At 69.5% G+C, this 17,553-nt stretch carries 18 protein-coding genes and 1 pseudogene; 15 read left to right on the top strand and 4 right to left on the bottom strand.

The window, feature by feature from the left end; genetic code table 11:
- Position 1: 1 nt before the first annotated feature.
- From ACFY0F_RS24795 to ACFY0F_RS24805, 3 genes and pseudogenes are all read left to right on the top strand, one after another.
- On the top strand, positions 2-607 hold the full coding sequence (locus ACFY0F_RS24795) for a hypothetical protein (RefSeq protein WP_388798258.1): 606 nt from the start codon (positions 2-4) through the stop codon (positions 605-607).
- A gap of 234 nt (positions 608-841) precedes the next feature.
- A pseudogene (locus ACFY0F_RS24800) lies at positions 842-1,054 on the top strand (ABC transporter substrate-binding protein); the annotation flags it as partial.
- Between the two features lie 225 nt (positions 1,055-1,279).
- Entirely contained in the window at positions 1,280-1,975 is a 696-nt protein-coding gene (locus tag ACFY0F_RS24805; RefSeq protein ID WP_388798261.1) for a demethylmenaquinone methyltransferase, read from the top strand.
- On the opposite strand, the gene ACFY0F_RS24810 is transcribed toward ACFY0F_RS24805, so the two are convergent.
- Positions 1,962-2,279: a PASTA domain-containing protein gene (locus ACFY0F_RS24810; protein WP_388798264.1), complete on the bottom strand. Its 318-nt coding sequence runs from the start codon at positions 2,277-2,279 to the stop codon at positions 1,962-1,964. The two genes, ACFY0F_RS24805 and ACFY0F_RS24810, sit on opposite strands and share 14 nt — an antisense overlap.
- A gap of 143 nt (positions 2,280-2,422) precedes the next feature.
- Positions 2,423-2,932: a GNAT family N-acetyltransferase gene (locus tag ACFY0F_RS24815; RefSeq protein ID WP_388798267.1), complete on the bottom strand. Its 510-nt coding sequence runs from the start codon at positions 2,930-2,932 to the stop codon at positions 2,423-2,425.
- Between the two features lie 49 nt (positions 2,933-2,981).
- Between ACFY0F_RS24815 and ACFY0F_RS24820 the strand changes: the two genes are divergently transcribed.
- The gene (locus ACFY0F_RS24820) at positions 2,982-4,316 is read left to right on the top strand and encodes a geranylgeranyl reductase family protein (protein WP_388798270.1); all 1,335 of its coding nucleotides are present in this window, start codon (positions 2,982-2,984) and stop codon (positions 4,314-4,316) included.
- Here ACFY0F_RS24820 and def read toward each other — a convergent pair whose 3' ends face one another.
- Together def and ACFY0F_RS24830 are read right to left on the bottom strand one after the other, a co-directional pair.
- Positions 4,317-4,943, bottom strand: a complete 627-nt coding sequence (gene def, locus ACFY0F_RS24825; protein WP_388798273.1) for a peptide deformylase — start codon at positions 4,941-4,943, stop codon at positions 4,317-4,319. It lies immediately after the preceding gene.
- A 128-nt stretch (positions 4,944-5,071) separates the two neighbouring features.
- Positions 5,072-5,899, bottom strand: coding sequence for a C40 family peptidase (locus tag ACFY0F_RS24830; protein WP_388798276.1), 828 nt, complete (start codon positions 5,897-5,899; stop codon positions 5,072-5,074).
- A gap of 762 nt (positions 5,900-6,661) precedes the next feature.
- Between ACFY0F_RS24830 and ACFY0F_RS24835 the strand changes: the two genes are divergently transcribed.
- Genes ACFY0F_RS24835 through nuoK form a run of 11 tightly spaced genes read left to right on the top strand, consistent with a single transcriptional unit; the run spans position 6,662 to position 17,539 of the window.
- Positions 6,662-7,021: an NADH-quinone oxidoreductase subunit A gene (locus ACFY0F_RS24835; protein WP_007383963.1), complete on the top strand. Its 360-nt coding sequence runs from the start codon at positions 6,662-6,664 to the stop codon at positions 7,019-7,021.
- Between the two features lie 13 nt (positions 7,022-7,034).
- Positions 7,035-7,589 carry an NADH-quinone oxidoreductase subunit B family protein gene (locus tag ACFY0F_RS24840; protein WP_007383964.1) on the top strand — a complete coding sequence of 185 codons (555 nt, stop codon included), beginning with the start codon at positions 7,035-7,037 and terminating at the stop codon, positions 7,587-7,589.
- Positions 7,586-8,350, top strand: a complete 765-nt coding sequence (locus tag ACFY0F_RS24845) for an NADH-quinone oxidoreductase subunit C (protein WP_388798278.1) — start codon at positions 7,586-7,588, stop codon at positions 8,348-8,350. The genes ACFY0F_RS24840 and ACFY0F_RS24845 overlap by 4 nt, the downstream gene beginning before the upstream one ends.
- Positions 8,347-9,684 carry an NADH-quinone oxidoreductase subunit D gene (locus ACFY0F_RS24850; protein WP_388798280.1) on the top strand — a complete coding sequence of 446 codons (1,338 nt, stop codon included), beginning with the start codon at positions 8,347-8,349 and terminating at the stop codon, positions 9,682-9,684. Before ACFY0F_RS24845 ends, ACFY0F_RS24850 begins: the two co-directional genes overlap by 4 nt.
- Positions 9,681-10,553, top strand: coding sequence for an NADH-quinone oxidoreductase subunit NuoE (nuoE, locus tag ACFY0F_RS24855; RefSeq protein WP_388798281.1), 873 nt, complete (start codon positions 9,681-9,683; stop codon positions 10,551-10,553). The genes ACFY0F_RS24850 and nuoE overlap by 4 nt, the downstream gene beginning before the upstream one ends.
- A complete protein-coding gene (gene nuoF, locus ACFY0F_RS24860; RefSeq protein ID WP_388798283.1) occupies positions 10,550-11,899 on the top strand; it encodes an NADH-quinone oxidoreductase subunit NuoF in 1,350 nt (449 codons plus the stop codon). The genes nuoE and nuoF overlap by 4 nt, the downstream gene beginning before the upstream one ends.
- Positions 11,896-14,400, top strand: coding sequence for an NADH-quinone oxidoreductase subunit G (locus tag ACFY0F_RS24865; protein ID WP_388798286.1), 2,505 nt, complete (start codon positions 11,896-11,898; stop codon positions 14,398-14,400). The genes nuoF and ACFY0F_RS24865 overlap by 4 nt, the downstream gene beginning before the upstream one ends.
- Positions 14,397-15,761, top strand: a complete 1,365-nt coding sequence (gene nuoH / locus ACFY0F_RS24870) for an NADH-quinone oxidoreductase subunit NuoH (RefSeq protein WP_388798289.1) — start codon at positions 14,397-14,399, stop codon at positions 15,759-15,761. Before ACFY0F_RS24865 ends, nuoH begins: the two co-directional genes overlap by 4 nt.
- Complete coding sequence (gene nuoI / locus ACFY0F_RS24875; protein WP_388798292.1) at positions 15,754-16,404, top strand: NADH-quinone oxidoreductase subunit NuoI; 651 nt, start codon at positions 15,754-15,756, stop codon at positions 16,402-16,404. Before nuoH ends, nuoI begins: the two co-directional genes overlap by 8 nt.
- Complete coding sequence (locus ACFY0F_RS24880; RefSeq protein ID WP_388798295.1) at positions 16,401-17,243, top strand: NADH-quinone oxidoreductase subunit J; 843 nt, start codon at positions 16,401-16,403, stop codon at positions 17,241-17,243. Before nuoI ends, ACFY0F_RS24880 begins: the two co-directional genes overlap by 4 nt.
- Positions 17,240-17,539 carry an NADH-quinone oxidoreductase subunit NuoK gene (gene nuoK / locus ACFY0F_RS24885; RefSeq protein ID WP_361449666.1) on the top strand — a complete coding sequence of 100 codons (300 nt, stop codon included), beginning with the start codon at positions 17,240-17,242 and terminating at the stop codon, positions 17,537-17,539. Before ACFY0F_RS24880 ends, nuoK begins: the two co-directional genes overlap by 4 nt.
- Positions 17,540-17,553: the final 14 nt, after the last annotated feature.

The following is a 17,553-nucleotide window of genomic DNA, read 5'->3' on the forward strand; positions in this document are numbered from 1 at the left end:
CTTGTTGACGATCCACGCCGACTCCAGGGGCCATGCCTTCGCCGTTCAGGGTGAGTGGATCGCCGCCGTCGGGCCCCTGGAGGAGCTGGCCGCCACGCATCCACGCGCGCGCGTGCGCAGTTGGCCGGGCATCCTCACGCCCGGGTTCGTCAACCTCTACGGCAACGAGCTGCTGGAGCGGACGTACCACCCGGACCCACGAGAGGCCGACGACCTCGGCACCGAGCCGCTGACGGGGGACGCGCTGACCACGCTCGTCCTCGACGACGCCCGCTGGGGCGGCAGCGCCCGGCGCGGGATCCAGCGCATGCTGGCGCGGGGCACGGTCGCCGTGGCCTGCGAACCCTTCCGTAACCGCGCCGTGCAGGACGCCGTCCGGCGCAGCGGGATCGGCGTCATGGGCCGGCTGGGCAGCCCCGGCGACCTGCCCTCCCTCGACCCGTTCCGCTCCGCACGGCCCCCCATGACGGCGACCGAACGGCAGCAGGGCTCCGCCGCCCGCTTCGCCGTTTTCGACGTCCGTGACGAGGCCGAGCTGGCCGAGCGCGGGACGGACACCTGCGTGGCCACGGTCGTCGGCGGACGTCTCGTGTTCCGGCGCCGCTAGGGCCTGTCCGGCGGATCAGGTCGCAGGGCACGGGCGGTGCCTCATCGGCGCTGGTGAGCCCCGCGTCTGCGGCATGATCCGCCGGACAGGCCCCAGGGAACGGGGATCAGGGACAGGAACTCACGCGTTCGCGTCGCGGAGTGTGCGCAGGATGCGCTCGAGGTGGCGGCGGACGTCGTACAACTGCAGACCGTGCAGGACTTCGTCCGGTGGAAGCAGCAGGGCCGGCTGCATTCCTTCAACGGCTGGTCGGTGCGCACCGACATCCCTGCCCAGGGCGGTCTGAAGCCCATCTGGGAGTACCCCAACGCCCACCTGGACGGCTTCCCCGAGTTCATGGCCGACCGCGCCGGGGTGGAGCGCTGGAAGCAGACCTTCGCCCTGTACTTCGGCGAGGTCAAGGGTGACCCGACCCCCGGCCGGCTCGGACTTCACCCGGGGGCCTGACCGCCGACCGGTGCCGCCCGGCCCCGCACTCCCCGCGCGATGGGCCGGCGGCCCGGCAATTCCTGGCCCTCATGCAGGCGCCGGACAGACTCGGCGACTCCGGCCCTGCCGACGCTCCCGCCGGGTGGAGGACGTCGCGGCGGGGAAGAAGCCGAGGCTGCTGCCGTGACCGGCGTCCCGAGGGTGCTGCGCCGGTGTCGGGGGCCCTGCTGCCACAATGGGCCCGTGACCCGCGCATCCCTGGACAAGCAGCCGCACGAAGTCGCCTCGATGTTCGACAACGTGGCGGAACGGTACGACCTGACCAACGACGTGCTGTCCCTCGGGCAGGACCGGCGCTGGCGCAAGGAGGTGGCGAAGGCGGTCGACGCGCGGCCCGCGCAGAAGGTCCTGGACCTGGCCGCGGGGACGGCCACCTCGTCGCTGCCCTTCGCGCGGACGGGTGCCTACGTCGTCCCGTGCGACTTCTCCCTGGGCATGCTCCAGGTCGGCAAACGGCGGACCGCGTGGCTGCCCTTCACGGCCGGGGACGCGACACGGCTGCCCTTCAAGGACGACACGTTCGACGCCGTCACCATCTCCTTCGGGCTGCGCAACGTGCAGGACACGGACGCGGCGCTGCGCGAGATGTACCGGGTCACCCGGCCCGGCGGGCGGGTGGTGATCTGCGAGTTCTCGCACCCGACATGGGCACCCTTCCGCACCGTCTACACCGAGTACCTGATGCGCGCGCTGCCGCCGGTCGCGCGGGCGGTCTCCTCCAGCCCCGACGCCTACGTCTACCTCGCCGAGTCCATCCGCGCCTGGCCCGACCAGCCCGCGCTGGCCGAACGGCTGCGCAAGGCGGGCTGGTCGCGGGTGGCGTGGCGGAACCTGACGGGCGGCGTGGTGGCCCTGCACCGGGGCTTCAAGGAGAGCTGAACCCGGCCACGGCGAAAGGGTCGCCGGGCTCGTCGAGCTCGCGCTGCATCCCTCCTCCGGGCGGTCGCGGGATGCGCGGTTCGCGCACACCTCCGCCGCCCTCGCCCTCACCGAAGTCGAACCACACGTACACCAGGGAGTCCCGCGGCACTTCGGCGCCTGGCTGCGGATACTGGCGTACGACGTAGTCGACGACGGTGCGGCGGAAGTCCGGCCGGTCCGGCGCGCTGAGGAACAGGCCCCATGCCTGGGCGGTCTCGCGCGCGTCCACGGCCATCAGGCCGACGAGACGGGGTACGCGCACTTCGGGTGTTTTGGGTGTTATATGCACAGATGTCACCCCCAGTGATACTGGAAGGGTAACCCCGGGCGCAGGGCACCCGGAAGCGTTTGGTGTCTTTCTGTGACAATTGATTACTTTGAGTGACACAAGTGGAGTGCGGCCTCTTAGGTCAGGCTGAGCCGGTAGCAGTGCACCGGCGCGTCGAACCTCGGGTGGTTGTAGGACTCGGCCGGTTCCATGCCCAGGCGCCGGGCCACGGCGACGGAACGCTCGTTGCCGGGCCGGATCATGGCCATCACGTCCGGTACGCCCGCCGCGCGCACCCGGTCGACCGTCTCCCGCGCCGCCACGGTGGCGTACCCCTTGCCCCAGTGGGCCCGCCCGAGCCGCCAGCCGATCTCGATCTCGCCCTTCGGGCCCCACTCGTGCGGCCACGGCTGGGCGCCCGCGAAACCGATGACCTCGTCCGCCTCGCCCAGCAGGGACCACAGGCAGAAGCCCCGCTCGGCGTCGTGCCGACGCTGGCGTGCGGTGAGTTCCTCGTAGAACGACAGCGCCGCGCCCCCGCCGCCGAGGAACTCCATGACCTCGGGGTCGTCGAAGGCCCGGTGCCAGGCGAAGGCGTCCTCGTGCGTGGGGACGCGCAGTCGTACCGCGGGGAGAGGTCGGTTCACGACAGGCAGCCCTTCAGCCGGGTGATCAATGCTGCTGAATAGACTGCCCATGTCCAGTGCCGGTCGGCACGCACATTACGAACCTTGGGGAGATCCCGCCGTGACCGAGCCCCTCTCCGACAACACCGCCGACGTGATCGTCGTGGGGGCGGGGCCAGCCGGCTCCACCACCGCCTACCACCTCGCCAGGGCCGGACTCGACGTACTCCTGCTGGAGAAGACCGAGTTCCCGAGGGAGAAGGTCTGCGGTGACGGCCTCACCCCGCGCGCCGTGAAGCAGCTCGTCGCGATGGGCATCGACATCTCCGAGGAGGCCGGCTGGCTGCGCAACAAGGGCCTCAGGATCATCGGCGGCGGCGTCCGCCTCCAGCTCGACTGGCCCGATCTCGCCTCCTTCCCGGACTACGGGCTGGTCCGCAAGCGCGACGACTTCGACGAGCAGCTCGCCCGGCAGGCGCAGAAGGCCGGCGCGCGACTGTACGAGCGCTGCAACGTCTCCGGCCCCGTCGTCGACGACCGCACCGGCCGCATCACCGGCGTCACCGCCAAGCTCGGCGAGGAGAAGCGCGAGGTCACCTTCCACGCGCCGCTCGTCGTCGCCGCCGACGGCAACTCCACCCGGCTGTCCCTGGCGATGGGCCTGCACCGCCGGGAGGACCGCCCGATGGGCGTCGCGGTCCGCACCTACTTCACCTCCCCGCGCCACGAGGACGACTACCTGGAGTCCTGGCTGGAGCTCTGGGACCGCCGCGGCCCCCAGGACCGCCTGCTGCCCGGCTACGGCTGGATCTTCGGCATGGGCGACGGGACGAGCAACGTCGGCCTGGGCGTGCTCAACACCTCCGACTCCTTCAAGGAACTGGACTGGCGCGAGGTCCTGAAGGCCTGGTGCGCCTCCATGCCCGAGGACTGGGGCTACACGCCCGAGAACATGACCGGCCCGATCCGCGGCGCCGCCCTCCCGATGGCCTTCAACCGCCAGCCGCACTACACCAAGGGCCTGCTGCTGGTCGGCGACGCCGGCGGCCTGGTGAACCCCTTCAACGGCGAAGGCATCGCCTACGCCATGGAGTCCGGCCAGCTCGCCGCCGACGTCATCGTCCAGGCCCACGCGCGGGCCACGCCCAGCGGGCGCGAACTCGCCCTCCAGCGCTACCCGCGCGTCCTCAAGGACACCTACGGCGGCTACTACACGCTGGGCCGCGCCTTCGTGAAGCTCATCGGCAACCCGAAGGTCATGCAGATCGCCGCCCAGCGCGGTCTGACCCACCCGATGCTGATGAAGTTCACCCTGAAGCTCCTGGCCAACCTCACCGACCCGACGGGCGGCGACGCGATGGACCGGATCATCAACGGGCTGAGCAGGGTGGCGCCGAAGGCGTGATCAGGCGCTGAGCGCGGCCTCGTTGGCGGCCCGGCGGGCGAGTACCTCCTCCCGTCGGGCCGCCACCTGCCGGAGGGCTTCCTTCCGCTCCTGCTTCGAGAGCCGGTCCAGGTACACGTACCCGTTGGTGTGGTCGGTTTCGTGGGCGAGGCAGCGCGCGAAGTAGCCCGTGCCCTCCACGACGAGCGGGCCGCCGTCCTTGTCCAGTCCGCGCACCACCGCCCGGTCCGGCCGCGGTACGTCCATGACGGCGCCCGGCACCGACAGGCACCCCTCGCCCTCGACGAGCAGCCGCCGACCGGCCGGGTCCAGGGGCTCCAGTACCGGGTTGACGATGTGTCCGACATGTCGGACACCGTCGTCATCGGGGCAGTCGTACACGAACAGGCGCAGATCGACCCCCACTTGGTTCGCCGCGAGACCCGCGCCGTCGGCGGCGTACATGGTGAGGAACATGTCGTCGATGAGCGCGGCGAGGTCCGGCCCGAACTCGGTGACGTCCCGGCAGGGCCTGTGCAGCACCTCTTCACCCGCCTCGGTGATCCGGCGCACCTTGCCGCGCCGGGCCTCGGGTGCGAGCGGGGGGTAGGACGGGACGGATCGCCCCTGTACGAACACACTTGGCATGATTCGGTCTCCTTCGTCGCGTCGACGGGCCGGAGACGGTCCGGCCCGTCGACGAGGATGTCAGGAGACTCCTGAGGGCCGCTGCCCCCGAGCGGCAGCGGCCCTTCACACGTCTGGGTGGGGTGCGGTCAGAGCACCCGCACGGCGCCGGTCGGCGGGTCGTAGTCGAGCGGGTGCTCGCCGACGCCGCTGGACGGGTTCTGCGCGCCGACGAACATGCCGCCGCCCACGTACACCGCGACGTGGTACGCGCTGCCCGCGCTGCCCCAGTAAAGGATGTCGCCCGGCTGCAGGTTGCTCAGCGAGACCTGGGTACCCGCGGTCGACTGGTCCTGCGAGACACGCGGCAGGCTGATGCCCACCTGCTTGAACGCGGTCTGCACCAGGCCGGAGCAGTCGTAGGCGGACGGGCCGGTGGCGCCGGAGACGTAGGCCTTGCCGATCTGCGCCTTGACGAAGTTGACGACCGCCGCGGCCGAACCGGTCGCCGTGGACGTGCTCGTGGAGGTGCTGGTGCCGACGCCGGTGCTCGCCGTGGCGGAGAGGGTGGTCCGCTCGGAGCTGCGCGAAGCGCGGGCGTTGGCGGCGGCCTCCTTGCGGGCGGCCTCCTGGGCGGCCTTCTTCTTGGCCTCCGCCTTCTTCTGTGCGTCGGCGAGGTCCGCCTTGGCCTGCTTCGCGGCGTTTGCGGCGGCCGCGTCACGCTCGGCCTGGAGCTGGTAGTTCGCGGCGGCCTGCTGCGTGGCGTCCGCGGACTGGGCGACCTGAGCGGCCACATCGGCCGTCAGGGTGGGCAGTTCGAGGGTCTGCGTCACCGGCTCGGCGGCGTTCGCCGCGCCGGACGCACCGGCCACTGCCAGGGTGCCGAGAACACCACCGGCAACTCCAGCCCGCATCGCGATTTTCGACGCGCTGCGGCGGGGTTTCCGGTGGCTGCGTATGTGAGCGGTGTGGGACATGGGAACAAGCGGTACCAGGGGCTCCTTCATATCTTCAAGAAACGTGTGCTGCGCCACAGTTGCTCAATCGCGGCCCCGAATCCCTCACGCGTCATTCTTTATTGACGCCGTAACGGACATTACGGGCGCAAGCGATCATGGCGTTGATCATGGGTTTTCATGATTACGTCCGAATTGCCCTCCGCCTACCATCGAGTGGGCTCGGTGGCCAAGCCCGGTTCTTATGGACCTCTCATGGGTGTGGTGGAGGTCACGGAACAGTCACCGTCGGCGCCGCGTCCCGCGCGAGGATCACGACCGCGTCACGACCGGGTCACGCGACGGACTTCGTGAACGCGCGCACGCGTCCACATCCCGCCCCAAGGCTCCCTCGGATGTGTGAACGGGCGCCTCTATCAAGATCCGGTCTCCCGCGCGAATTTGCATGCAGCGGAACTCTCTTGATATGGAGACGCACCGTCCGGCCTGCGATGACGGGCGAAAATGTCACCTCTGGTGATCACTCGAACGCTTCCGGTATGAAGATCACTGCTCATCCGACTTCATGATCCTTCGTCAGGTGGCAGAGATCACAAAGCTTGGGTAATACGCCGTGTCGCAGATCACAGAGCGACAGGCATAAGATGCGAGGCAGTCGGGCTTGTGACCTGCTTCACATGTTCTCGATCTTCGCCCGGGACGAGCGGGGTTCGTGGGACCGGTGAGGCGGATGGTCCGACGCAACCGCCAGCAGTCAGTGCCGACTGAGAGGAGCGAGGAGCGGTGAACGCGTATGCGCCCATCCTCGTACTGGGAGCCCTCGGGGCAGGCTTTGCGATCTTCTCCGTGGTCATGGCCACGCTGATCGGTCCGAAGCGGTACAACCGCGCCAAGCTCGAGGCCTACGAGTGCGGTATCGAGCCGACCCCCACGCCGGCCGGCGGCGGGCGGTTCCCCATCAAGTACTACCTGACGGCGATGCTCTTCATCGTCTTCGACATCGAGATCGTCTTCCTCTACCCCTGGGCCGTCACCTTCGACGCCCTGGGTGTTTTCGGGCTCGTGGAGATGCTGCTCTTCGTGCTCACCGTCTTCGTCGCCTACGCGTACGTGTGGCGGCGCGGCGGCCTGGAATGGGACTGAGGGGCCTAACGACATGGGACTCGAAGAAAAGCTGCCGAGCGGTTTCCTGCTCACCACCGTCGAGCAGGCCGCGGGCTGGGTGCGCAAGGCGTCCGTCTTCCCGGCCACGTTCGGCCTCGCCTGCTGCGCCATCGAGATGATGACCACCGGAGCCGGCCGCTACGACCTGGCGCGCTTCGGCATGGAGGTCTTCCGCGGCTCACCGCGCCAGGCGGACCTGATGATCGTCGCCGGCCGGGTCAGCCAGAAGATGGCGCCGGTGCTCCGGCAGGTCTACGACCAGATGCCCAACCCGAAGTGGGTGATCTCCATGGGCGTCTGCGCCTCCTCGGGCGGCATGTTCAACAACTACGCGATCGTCCAGGGCGTCGACCACATCGTCCCGGTCGACATCTACCTGCCCGGCTGCCCGCCGCGCCCCGAGATGCTGATGGACGCGATCCTCAAGCTCCACCAGAAGATCCAGTCCTCCAAGCTCGGCGTGAACGCCGAGGAAGCCGCCCGCGAGGCGGAGGAGGCGGCGCTCAAGGCCCTGCCCACGATCGAGATGAAGGGGCTGCTGCGGTGAGCGACGCGAACGGCACGAGCGGCGTGAACGGGTCCGCGAACGGGGTGAACCCCGAGAAGGACCTCGCCGCCTCCAACCTTCCCGGCCGGCGCGGCCAGGGCGGCGAGGAGATCCGCGTCCAGCGCGGCATGTTCGGCGCCAACAACGGCGGCGACACCTCCGGGTACGGCGGCCTCGTCCGCTCGGTGCGCCTCCCCGGACCGGCGACCCGCCCCTACGGAGGCTGGTTCGACGAGGTCGCCGACGAGCTCGAGGGCGCCCTGGAGGAACAGGGCCTGCTCCCCGACAACGCGATCGAGAAGACGGTCGTCGACCGGGGCGAGCTCACCTTCCACATCGAACGCGCGCACCTGCTGCGCGTCGCGAAGACCCTGCGCGACGACCCCGCCCTGCGCTTCGAGCTGTGCACCGGCGTCAGCGGCGTCCACTACCCGCACGACAAGGGCCGCGAGCTGCACGCCGTCTACCACCTGCGCTCGATCACCCACAACCGGCTGCTCCGCCTCGAGGTCAGCGCCCCCGACGGCGACCCGCACATCCCCTCGCTGGTCTCCGTCTACCCGACCAACGACTGGCACGAGCGCGAGACCTACGACTTCTTCGGGATCGTCTTCGACGGCCACCCGGCCCTGACCCGGATCATGATGCCGGACGACTGGCAGGGCCACCCGCAGCGCAAGGACTACCCCCTCGGCGGCATCCCCGTCGAGTACAAGGGCGCCCAGATTCCGGCTCCGGACCAGCGGAGGTCGTACTCGTGAGCACGCAGTCAGCAGCCGCGTCCGCCGCGTCGGCACGTGAGACCACCGAGGGCACCGTCTACACGGTCACCGGTGGCGACTGGGACGAGGTCGTCCAGTCCGCGTCCCGTGCCGACGACGAGCGCATCGTCGTCAACATGGGTCCCCAGCACCCGTCCACCCACGGGGTGCTCCGCCTCATCCTGGAGATCGAGGGCGAGACGGTCACCGAGGCCCGCTGCGGCATCGGCTACCTCCACACCGGCATCGAGAAGAACCTCGAGTACCGGACCTGGACGCAGGGCACCACGTTCGTGACGCGCATGGACTACCTGACGTCCTTCTTCAACGAGACCGCCTACTGCCTCGCCGTCGAGAAGCTCCTCGGCATCGAGGACCAGATCACCGAACGCGCCAAGATCATCCGGGTGCTCCTGATGGAGCTGAACCGGCTCTCCTCCCACCTGGTGTGCATCGCCACCGGCGGCATGGAACTCGGCGCCACCACGATCATGATCTACGGATTCCGTGATCGTGAAATGATTCTCGACATCTACGAGCTCATCACGGGCCTCAGGATGAACCACGCGTACATCCGCCCCGGCGGACTCGCGCAGGACCTGCCGCCCGGCGCGGTGGACCACATCCGCGAGTTCGTGAAGAAGATGAAGAAGAACCTCCCGGAGTACGACAAGCTCGCCACCGGGAACCCCATCTTCAAGGCCCGTATGCAGGACGTCGGCTACCTGGACCTGGCCGGCTGCATGGCCCTCGGCGCCACCGGGCCGATCCTGCGCTCCACCGGCCTGCCGCACGACCTGCGCAAGGCGCAGCCGTACTGCGACTACGAGACGTACGACTTCGAGGTCCCGACCGCGGACTCCTGCGACTCCTACGGCCGCTTCCTGATCCGCCTGGAGGAGATGCGCCAGTCCCTCGGGATCGTCGAGCAGTGCCTGGACCGGCTGCAGCCCGGCCCGGTCATGGTCGCCGACAAGAAGATCGCCTGGCCCGCCCAGCTCGCCCTCGGACCGGACGGCCTCGGCAACTCGCTCGACCACATCAAGAAGATCATGGGCACCTCCATGGAGGCCCTGATCCACCACTTCAAGCTGGTCACGGAGGGCTTCCGCGTCCCGCCGGGACAGGCGTACGCGGCCGTCGAGTCACCCAAGGGCGAACTCGGGGCCCACGCCGTGTCGGACGGCGGCACCCGCCCCTACCGGGTCCACTTCCGCGACCCGTCGTTCACCAACCTGCAGGCCATGGCGGCGATGTGCGAGGGCGGCCAGGTCGCCGACGTCATCGTCGCCGTGGCGTCCATCGACCCCGTGATGGGAGGCGTCGACCGGTGACCACCTCTTCTTCGGAACGGGGCGTCAGTCTGGGCATGCCCGAGCTGCCCGCGCCCGCGTACCCGGACGACGTCCGAGCCCGGCTGGAGACGGACGCGCGCGAGATCATCGCCCGCTACCCCGACTCCCGGTCCGCCCTGCTGCCGCTGCTGCACCTGGTGCAGTCCGAGGAGGGCCATGTCACGCGCACCGGGATGCAGTTCTGCGCGGACGTGCTGGGCCTGACCACGGCCGAGGTGACCGCCGTCGCCACCTTCTACACCATGTACCGGCGCAAGGCCTCCGGCGACTACCAGGTCGGGGTGTGCACCAACACCCTGTGCGCCGTGATGGGCGGCGACGCGATCTTCGAGGAGCTCCAGGAACACCTCGGTGTCGGAAACGGCGAGACCACCGGCGACGGCAAGGTCACCCTGGAGCACATCGAGTGCAACGCGGCCTGCGACTACGCGCCGGTCGTGATGGTGAACTGGGAGTTCTTCGACAACCAGACCCCGGCCAGCGCCAGGCGTCTGGTCGACGACCTGCGCGCGGGACGTCCCGTACAGCCCACGCGCGGGGCACGCCTGTGCACCTTCAAGGAGACCGCCCGGATCCTGGCGGGCTTCCCCGACGAGCGGCCAGGGGCCGTCGAGGAGAGCGGTGGTGCGGGACCCGCTTCGCTGGTGGGCCTTCGCCTGGCAAGGGGAGAGGCCGCACCCGCGCGGGTGGTGCATCCGCGGGACGGCGGACCGCACGACGAACCGCAGGACCGGGTGGTGCACGAGCCGTCGCCGGCCGAACACCTCAGTTCACATGACGCGCCGCAGGACACGTCGGCCTCCGACCCGTCCCACCCGGCAGGGCCTACCGCCGAGGAGGGGGAGTGATGAGCGTGGCTGCCGAACTCAAGGACACCAGCCCCGAGAAGCTGCTCGCACCCGTGCTGTCGGCCTTCTGGGACGAGGACAGGTCCTGGACGCTGGACGTCTACCGGAGGCACGAGGGGTACGAGGGGCTCCGCAAGGCGCTCGCCATGTCACCGGACGACCTGATCGCGTACGTCAAGGAGTCCGGCCTGCGCGGGCGGGGCGGCGCGGGGTTCCCGACGGGAATGAAGTGGCAGTTCATTCCGCAGGGTGATGGAAAACCGCACTATCTAGTTGTCAACGCCGACGAATCGGAGCCCGGGACGTGCAAGGACATCCCGCTCCTCTTCGCGAACCCGCACAGCCTCATCGAGGGCATCGTCATCGCGTGCTACGCCATCAGGTCTTCGCATGCCTTCATCTATCTGCGTGGTGAAGTCGTCCCCGTTCTGCGGCGGTTGCACGAGGCCGTGCGCGAGGCCTACGCGGCGGGCTACCTCGGCGAGAACATCCTGGGCAGCGGACTCGACCTCCAGCTCACCGTGCACGCCGGCGCCGGCGCGTACATCTGCGGTGAGGAGACCGCACTGCTCGACTCGCTCGAAGGCCGCCGTGGTCAACCGCGGCTCCGTCCCCCCTTCCCTGCTGTCGAGGGCCTCTATGCGTGCCCGACTGTTGTGAACAACGTCGAGTCGATCGCGTCGGTTCCCGCCATCCTGAAAAACGGGAAAGAGTGGTTCAGGTCGATGGGAAGCGAGAAGTCCCCGGGCTTCACGCTGTACTCGCTCAGCGGCCACGTCGCCAGTCCCGGCCAGTACGAGGCCCCGCTCGGCATCACACTCCGCCAGCTCCTCGACATGAGCGGCGGGATGCGCCCCGGGCACCGGCTCAAGTTCTGGACGCCCGGCGGCTCCTCCACGCCGATGTTCACCGACGAGCACCTCGACGTCCCCCTCGACTACGAAGGAGTGGGCGCCGCGGGTTCCATGCTCGGCACGAAAGCACTGCAGTGCTTCGACGAGACCACCTGCGTGGTGCGGGCCGTCACCCGCTGGACCGAGTTCTACGCCCACGAGTCCTGCGGCAAGTGCACGCCCTGCCGCGAAGGCACGTACTGGCTGGTGCAGTTGCTGCGGGACATCGAGGCCGGCAAGGGCGTCACGTCCGACCTCGACAAGCTCGCCGACATCGCCGACAACATCAACGGCAAGTCCTTCTGCGCCCTCGGCGACGGCGCCGCCTCGCCGATCTTCTCCTCGCTCAAGTACTTCCGCGAGGAGTACGAGCAGCACATCACGGGCCGGGGCTGCCCCTTCGACCCGGCCAAGTCGACGGCCTGGGCGGACCGCCCGGAGGTGAACGCATGACCGTGACCACCAGTTCCCCCACGAGTGGGGGACAGGCGGCGGTCCCGCCGGAGGACCTCGTCACGCTGACGATCGACGGCATCGAGATCAGCGTGCCCAAGGGCACCCTGGTCATCCGGGCCGCCGAGCAGCTCGGCATCGAGATCCCCCGCTTCTGCGACCACCCCCTGCTCGACCCGGCCGGCGCCTGCCGCCAGTGCATCGTCGAGGTCGAGGGCCAGCGCAAGCCCATGGCGTCCTGCACGATCACGTGCACGGACGGGATGGTGGTCAAGACCCATCTCACCTCGCCGGTGGCCGAGAAGGCCCAGCACGGTGTGATGGAACTGCTGCTCATCAACCACCCGCTGGACTGCCCGGTCTGCGACAAGGGCGGCGAGTGCCCGCTGCAGAACCAGGCCATGTCGCACGGCAACGCCGAGTCCCGCTTCGGGGGCAAGAAGCGGACGTACGAGAAGCCGGTCCCGATCTCCACACAGGTGCTGCTCGACCGCGAGCGGTGCGTGCTGTGCGCCCGCTGCACCCGGTTCTCCAACCAGATCGCGGGCGACCCGATGATCGAACTGCTCGAGCGGGGCGCGCTGCAACAGGTCGGCACCGGTGAGGGCGACCCGTTCGAGTCGTACTTCTCCGGGAACACCATCCAGATCTGCCCGGTCGGCGCGCTGACCTCGGCGGCCTACCGTTTCCGCTCCCGTCCCTTCGACCTGATCTCGTCGCCGTCGGTCTGCGAGCACTGCGCGGGTGGCTGCGCGACCCGCACCGACCACCGGCGCGGCAAGGTCATGCGGCGGCTCGCCGCCGAGGACCGCGAGGTCAACGAGGAGTGGATCTGCGACAAGGGCCGCTTCGCGTTCCGGTACGCGCAAGCGAAGGACCGGCTCGAGACGCCGCTCGTCCGCAACGCCGAGGGTGAGCTGGAGCCGGCCTCCTGGCCGGAGGCCCTGCAGATCGCCGCCCAGGGCCTGCTGGCCTCGCGCGGCAGGACCGGTGTCCTCACCGGCGGGCGGCTCACCGTCGAGGACGCCTACGCGTACAGCAAGTTCGCGCGCGTGGCCCTCGACACCAACGACATCGACTTCCGCGCGCGTGTGCACAGCAGCGAGGAGGCCGACTTCCTGGCGTCCCGGGTGGCGGGGCACGGCCGCGACCTCGACGGTACGGGCGTCACCTACGCCTCTCTCGAGAAGGCGCCCGCGGTCCTGCTGGTCGGGTTCGAGTCGGAGGAGGAGGCGCCCGGCGTCTTCCTGCGGCTGCGCAAGGCCTGGCGCAAGCGAAAGCAGAGGGTGTTCTCGCTGGCCACGCATGCCACTCGGGGCCTGGAGAAGGCGGGCGGCACGCTGCTGCCGGCCGCTCCCGGGACCGAGACCGAGTGGCTCGACGCGCTCGCCAGCGGCGTCGGCCTGGAGGACGCCGGGGCGCTGGCCGCCGAGGCGCTGCGGGCCGAGGGCGCGGTGATCGTCGTCGGTGAGCGGCTGGCCTCGGTCGCCGGTGGCCTCACCGCCGCCGTACGGGCCGCCTCCGCGATCGGTGCGGGGCTGGTGTGGATTCCCCGGCGGGCCGGGGAGCGCGGCGCGGTCGAGGCCGGTGCGCTGCCGTCGCTGCTGCCGGGCGGTCGCCCGGCGACCGACCCTCGCGCGCGTGACGAGGTGGCCGCGGCCTGGGGCCTGGCCGAACTCCCGCACCGTTACGGCCGCGACACCGGCCAGATCATCGAGGCCGCCGCGAGCGGCGAGCTCCAGGCCCTGCTGGTCGCGGGCGTCGAGGTCGCCGACCTGCCGGACCCGGCACGCGCGCGTGAGGCACTGCGGGAGGCCGGGTTCGTGGTGTCGCTGGAGCTGCGGCCCAGCGAGGTCACCGAACACGCCGACGTGGTCCTCCCGGTCGCGGCGGTCGCCGAGAAGGCGGGCACCTTCCTCAACTGGGAGGGCCGCGGTCGCCCCTTCGAGGCCGCGCTCAAGCCCGACCAGATGACCCGCCGTCTGGCGCCGTCCGACGGGCGGGTGCTGCAGATGCTGGCCGACGCCATGGACGTACACCTGGGCCTGCCGGATCTGCGCACCACGCGCGCGGAGCTGGACCGGCTCGGCGCCTGGGACGGGCCGCGGGCCTCCGAGTCGCTGGAGACGGCGGGTGTGCTGCCGCGTCCGGCCGCCGGGGAGGCGGTGCTCGCCGGGCACCGGCTGCTCCTCGACCAGGGCGTGCTCCAGGAGGGCGACGAGGCCCTCGCCGGGACCCGGCACGCGGCACGCGCGCGTGTGTCGGCCGCCACGGCCGCCGAGGCAGGGGTCGAGAACGGCGGCGTCCTCGCCGTGACCGGTCCCGCCGGGGTGGTCGAAATCCCCGTCCAGATCACCGAGATGCCCGACCGGGTGGTCTGGCTCCCGCTGAACTCCGTCGGCGGCGGTGTCGCCTCCGACACCGGGGCACAGCCCGGCTCCCTCGTCCGTATCGGCCCGGCGGCGCTCGCCGGTGAGGCCCCCAAGGAGGTGGAGGCATGAGCCCGTACCTTGCCGCTGAAGACCTCTCGATGTTCGGCCGCGACCCCTGGTGGCTGGTCGTCGTCAAGGCGGTGTTCTGCTTCGCCTTCCTGATGGTGACCGTGCTGTTCTCCATCGTGTGGGAGCGCAAGGTCGTCGCCTGGATGCAGCTGCGCATCGGCCCCAATCGGCACGGCCCCTGGGGCATGCTCCAGTCGCTCGCCGACGGCATCAAGCTGATGCTGAAGGAAGACGTCATCGTCAAACGCGCGGACAAGGTGGTCTACGTCCTCGCGCCGATCGTCGCGGCCATCCCGGCCTTCATGGCGATCGCGGTGATCCCCTTCGGGCCGGCCGACAACGAGATCTCGGTCTTCGGCCACCGCACCACGATGCAGCTCACCGACCTGCCGATCGCGATGCTCTACATCCTCGCGGTCGCCTCGGTCGGCATCTACGGCATCGTGCTGGCCGGCTGGAGTTCCGGGTCCACCTATCCGCTGCTGGGTGGCCTGCGCTCCTGCGCGCAGATGATCTCCTACGAGATCGCCATGGGCGCCGCGTTCGCCTCCGTGTTCCTCTACTCGGGGTCCATGTCGACGTCGACGATCGTCGAGCAGCAACAGGACCGCTGGTACATCCTGCTGCTGCCGGTCTCCTTCATCCTGTACATCGTCACGATGGTGGGCGAGACCAACCGCGCCCCCTTCGACATGCCGGAGTCCGAGGGCGACCTGGTCGGTGGCTTCAACACCGAGTACTCGTCGATCAAGTTCGCGATGTTCATGCTCGCCGAGTACGTCAACATGGTGACCGTCTCGGCCGTGTCGACCACACTCTTCCTGGGCGGCTGGCGTGCCCCGTGGCCGATCAGCACCTTCTGGGAGGGCGCGAACCACGGCTGGTGGCCGATGCTGTGGTTCGTCATCAAGGTGCAGCTGCTGCTGTTCTTCTTCATCTGGCTGCGCGGCACGCTCCCGCGCGTGCGCTACGACCAGCTGATGAAGCTCGGCTGGAAGGTCCTCATCCCTGTCTCCGTGACGTGGCTGATGCTCGTCGCGACCGTACGGACCCTCAGGAACGAGAACTACGACTTCGCCGACATCGCCCTCTACGTCGGCGGAGGTGTCCTGGTCCTGCTTCTGCTGTCCTTCGTCGCCGACGTGTTCCGCGACAAGGGCGGGAAGGCCGAGCCGCCCGCCGCCCAGCCCGCCGGGTTCGACCCGATGGCCGGCGGGTTCCCGGTGCCGCCGCTGCCCGGGCAGGAACTTCCACCGGTGCCCAGGCGCCGCTCGCACCGCGACCGCGAGCTGATTGTCAGTGGTGGACCGGACACTGTCAGTGACGGATCTTCGGATGGAAAGGAGGCGTCCGATGGCTGAGGAGCCTCAGGAGACCGGGCAGTCGAAGCCCGGCTTCCAGAACCCCGTGGCCGGCTTCGGCGTGACCTTCAAGGCCATGTTCAAGAAGCGGCTGACCGAGCAGTACCCGGAGCAGAAGAAGACCACGGCTCCGCGGTTCCACGGACGGCACCAGCTCAACCGCCATCCGGACGGCCTGGAGAAGTGCGTCGGCTGCGAGCTGTGCGCCTGGGCCTGCCCTGCCGACGCCATCTACGTCGAGGGCGCCGACAACACCGACGAGGAGCGCTACTCGCCGGGCGAGCGGTACGGCCGCGTCTACCAGATCAACTACGCCCGCTGCATCCTGTGCGGGCTGTGCATCGAGGCGTGCCCCACGCGCGCGCTGACGATGACCAACGAGTTCGAACTGGCCGACTCCAGCCGCGCCAACCTCATCTACACCAAGGAGCAACTGCTCGCCGGGCTCGAGGAGGGCATGGTCGACTCCCCGCACGCCATCTACCCGGGCATGGACGAGCAGGACTACTACCGGGGCCTGGTCACCGAGGCCGCGCCCGGGACCGTACGGCAGGTGGCCCGCTCCAAGGGCGAGGTGCCGCAGGAGGCCGCCTCGACCTTCGGCGAGGACGAGCCCGCCTCCCAGAAGGTGATCGGCCGATGACCGCGCAGCTCGCCGCCTACTCCACCTCCACGGGAGAGGCCTTCCAGTTCTGGGTCCTCGGGGCCGTCGCCGTGATCGGCGCCCTGTGCACCGTCTTCATGAAGAAGGCCGTGCACAGCGCGCTCTGTCTCGCCGGAACCATGATCATCCTGGCGGTGTTCTACCTCGCCAACGGGGCCTACTTCCTGGGGATCGTGCAGATCGTCGTCTACACCGGCGCGATCATGATGCTGTTCCTGTTCGTGGTGATGCTCGTCGGCGTCACCGCCGCTGACTCGCTGAAGGAGACCATCAAGGGCCAGCGCTGGCTGGCCCTCCTGTGCGGGGTCGGCTTCGCGGTCCTGCTGTTCGCCGGGATCGCCAACGCCTCGCTGACCGAGTTCGCCGGCACCGGACGGGCGAACTCGAACGGCAACGTGCAGGGCCTGGCGCAGCTCATCTTCACCAAGTACGTCTTCGCCTTCGAAATCACCGGCGCCCTGCTCATCACGGCCGCCGTCGGCGCCATGGTGCTCACCCACCGCGAGCGCACCGAGCGCGCCAAGACGCAGCGCGAGCTGGCCGAGCAGCGGGTGCGCGAGGGGAAGTACGTCCCGCCGCTGCCCGCCCCGGGTGTGTACGCCCGGCACAACGCCGTCGACATCGCGGGCCTGCTGCCCGACGGCACCCCGTCGGAGCTCACGGTCAGCAAGACGCTGCGTGAGCGCGGTCAGATCCGTGACGTGTCGACGGAAGCCCTCAACGACCTGCGGGCCCTGGAACAGCGTGCGGAGGAGCGCCTGGAGCGCAGGACGATCGAGCCGGCGAACTTCAAGCGGGCCGAGGAGGCGTCGAAGTGAACCCCGTCAACTACCTGTATCTCGCGGCGCTGCTGTTCACGATCGGCGCGACCGGTGTGCTCATCAGGCGCAACGCGATCGTCGTGTTCATGTGCATCGAGCTGATGCTCAACGCCTGCAATCTCGCGTTCGTCGTCTTCTCGCGGATGCACGGCAACCTCGACGGCCAGATCATCGCCTTCTTCACGATGGTCGTCGCCGCCGCCGAGGTCGTCGTCGGTCTGGCGATCATCGTGTCGCTGTTCCGTGCCCGCCACTCGGCCTCGGTCGACGACGCCAGCCTGATGAAGCTGTAAGGGGTCGGGAGAAT

The sequence above is a fragment of the Streptomyces sp. NPDC001544 genome (assembly GCF_042894285.1).
GTDB lineage: Bacteria > Actinomycetota > Actinomycetes > Streptomycetales > Streptomycetaceae > Streptomyces.

Bases quoted from the DNA above. Each gene is read 5' to 3' on its own strand.
- ACFY0F_RS24880 (WP_388798295.1), top strand. From the start codon at position 16,401: ATGACCGCGCAGCTCGCCGCCTACTCCACCTCCACGGGAGAGGCCTTC.
- ACFY0F_RS24865 (WP_388798286.1), top strand. From the start codon at position 11,896: ATGACCGTGACCACCAGTTCCCCCACGAGTGGGGGACAGGCGGCGGTC.
- nuoI (WP_388798292.1), top strand. From the start codon at position 15,754: ATGGCTGAGGAGCCTCAGGAGACCGGGCAGTCGAAGCCCGGCTTCCAG.
- ACFY0F_RS24830 (WP_388798276.1), bottom strand. From the start codon at position 5,899: ATGTCCCACACCGCTCACATACGCAGCCACCGGAAACCCCGCCGCAGC.
- def (WP_388798273.1), bottom strand. From the start codon at position 4,943: ATGCCAAGTGTGTTCGTACAGGGGCGATCCGTCCCGTCCTACCCCCCG.
- ACFY0F_RS24840 (WP_007383964.1), top strand. From the start codon at position 7,035: ATGGGACTCGAAGAAAAGCTGCCGAGCGGTTTCCTGCTCACCACCGTC.
- ACFY0F_RS24820 (WP_388798270.1), top strand. From the start codon at position 2,982: ATGTCCAGTGCCGGTCGGCACGCACATTACGAACCTTGGGGAGATCCC.
- nuoH (WP_388798289.1), top strand. From the start codon at position 14,397: ATGAGCCCGTACCTTGCCGCTGAAGACCTCTCGATGTTCGGCCGCGAC.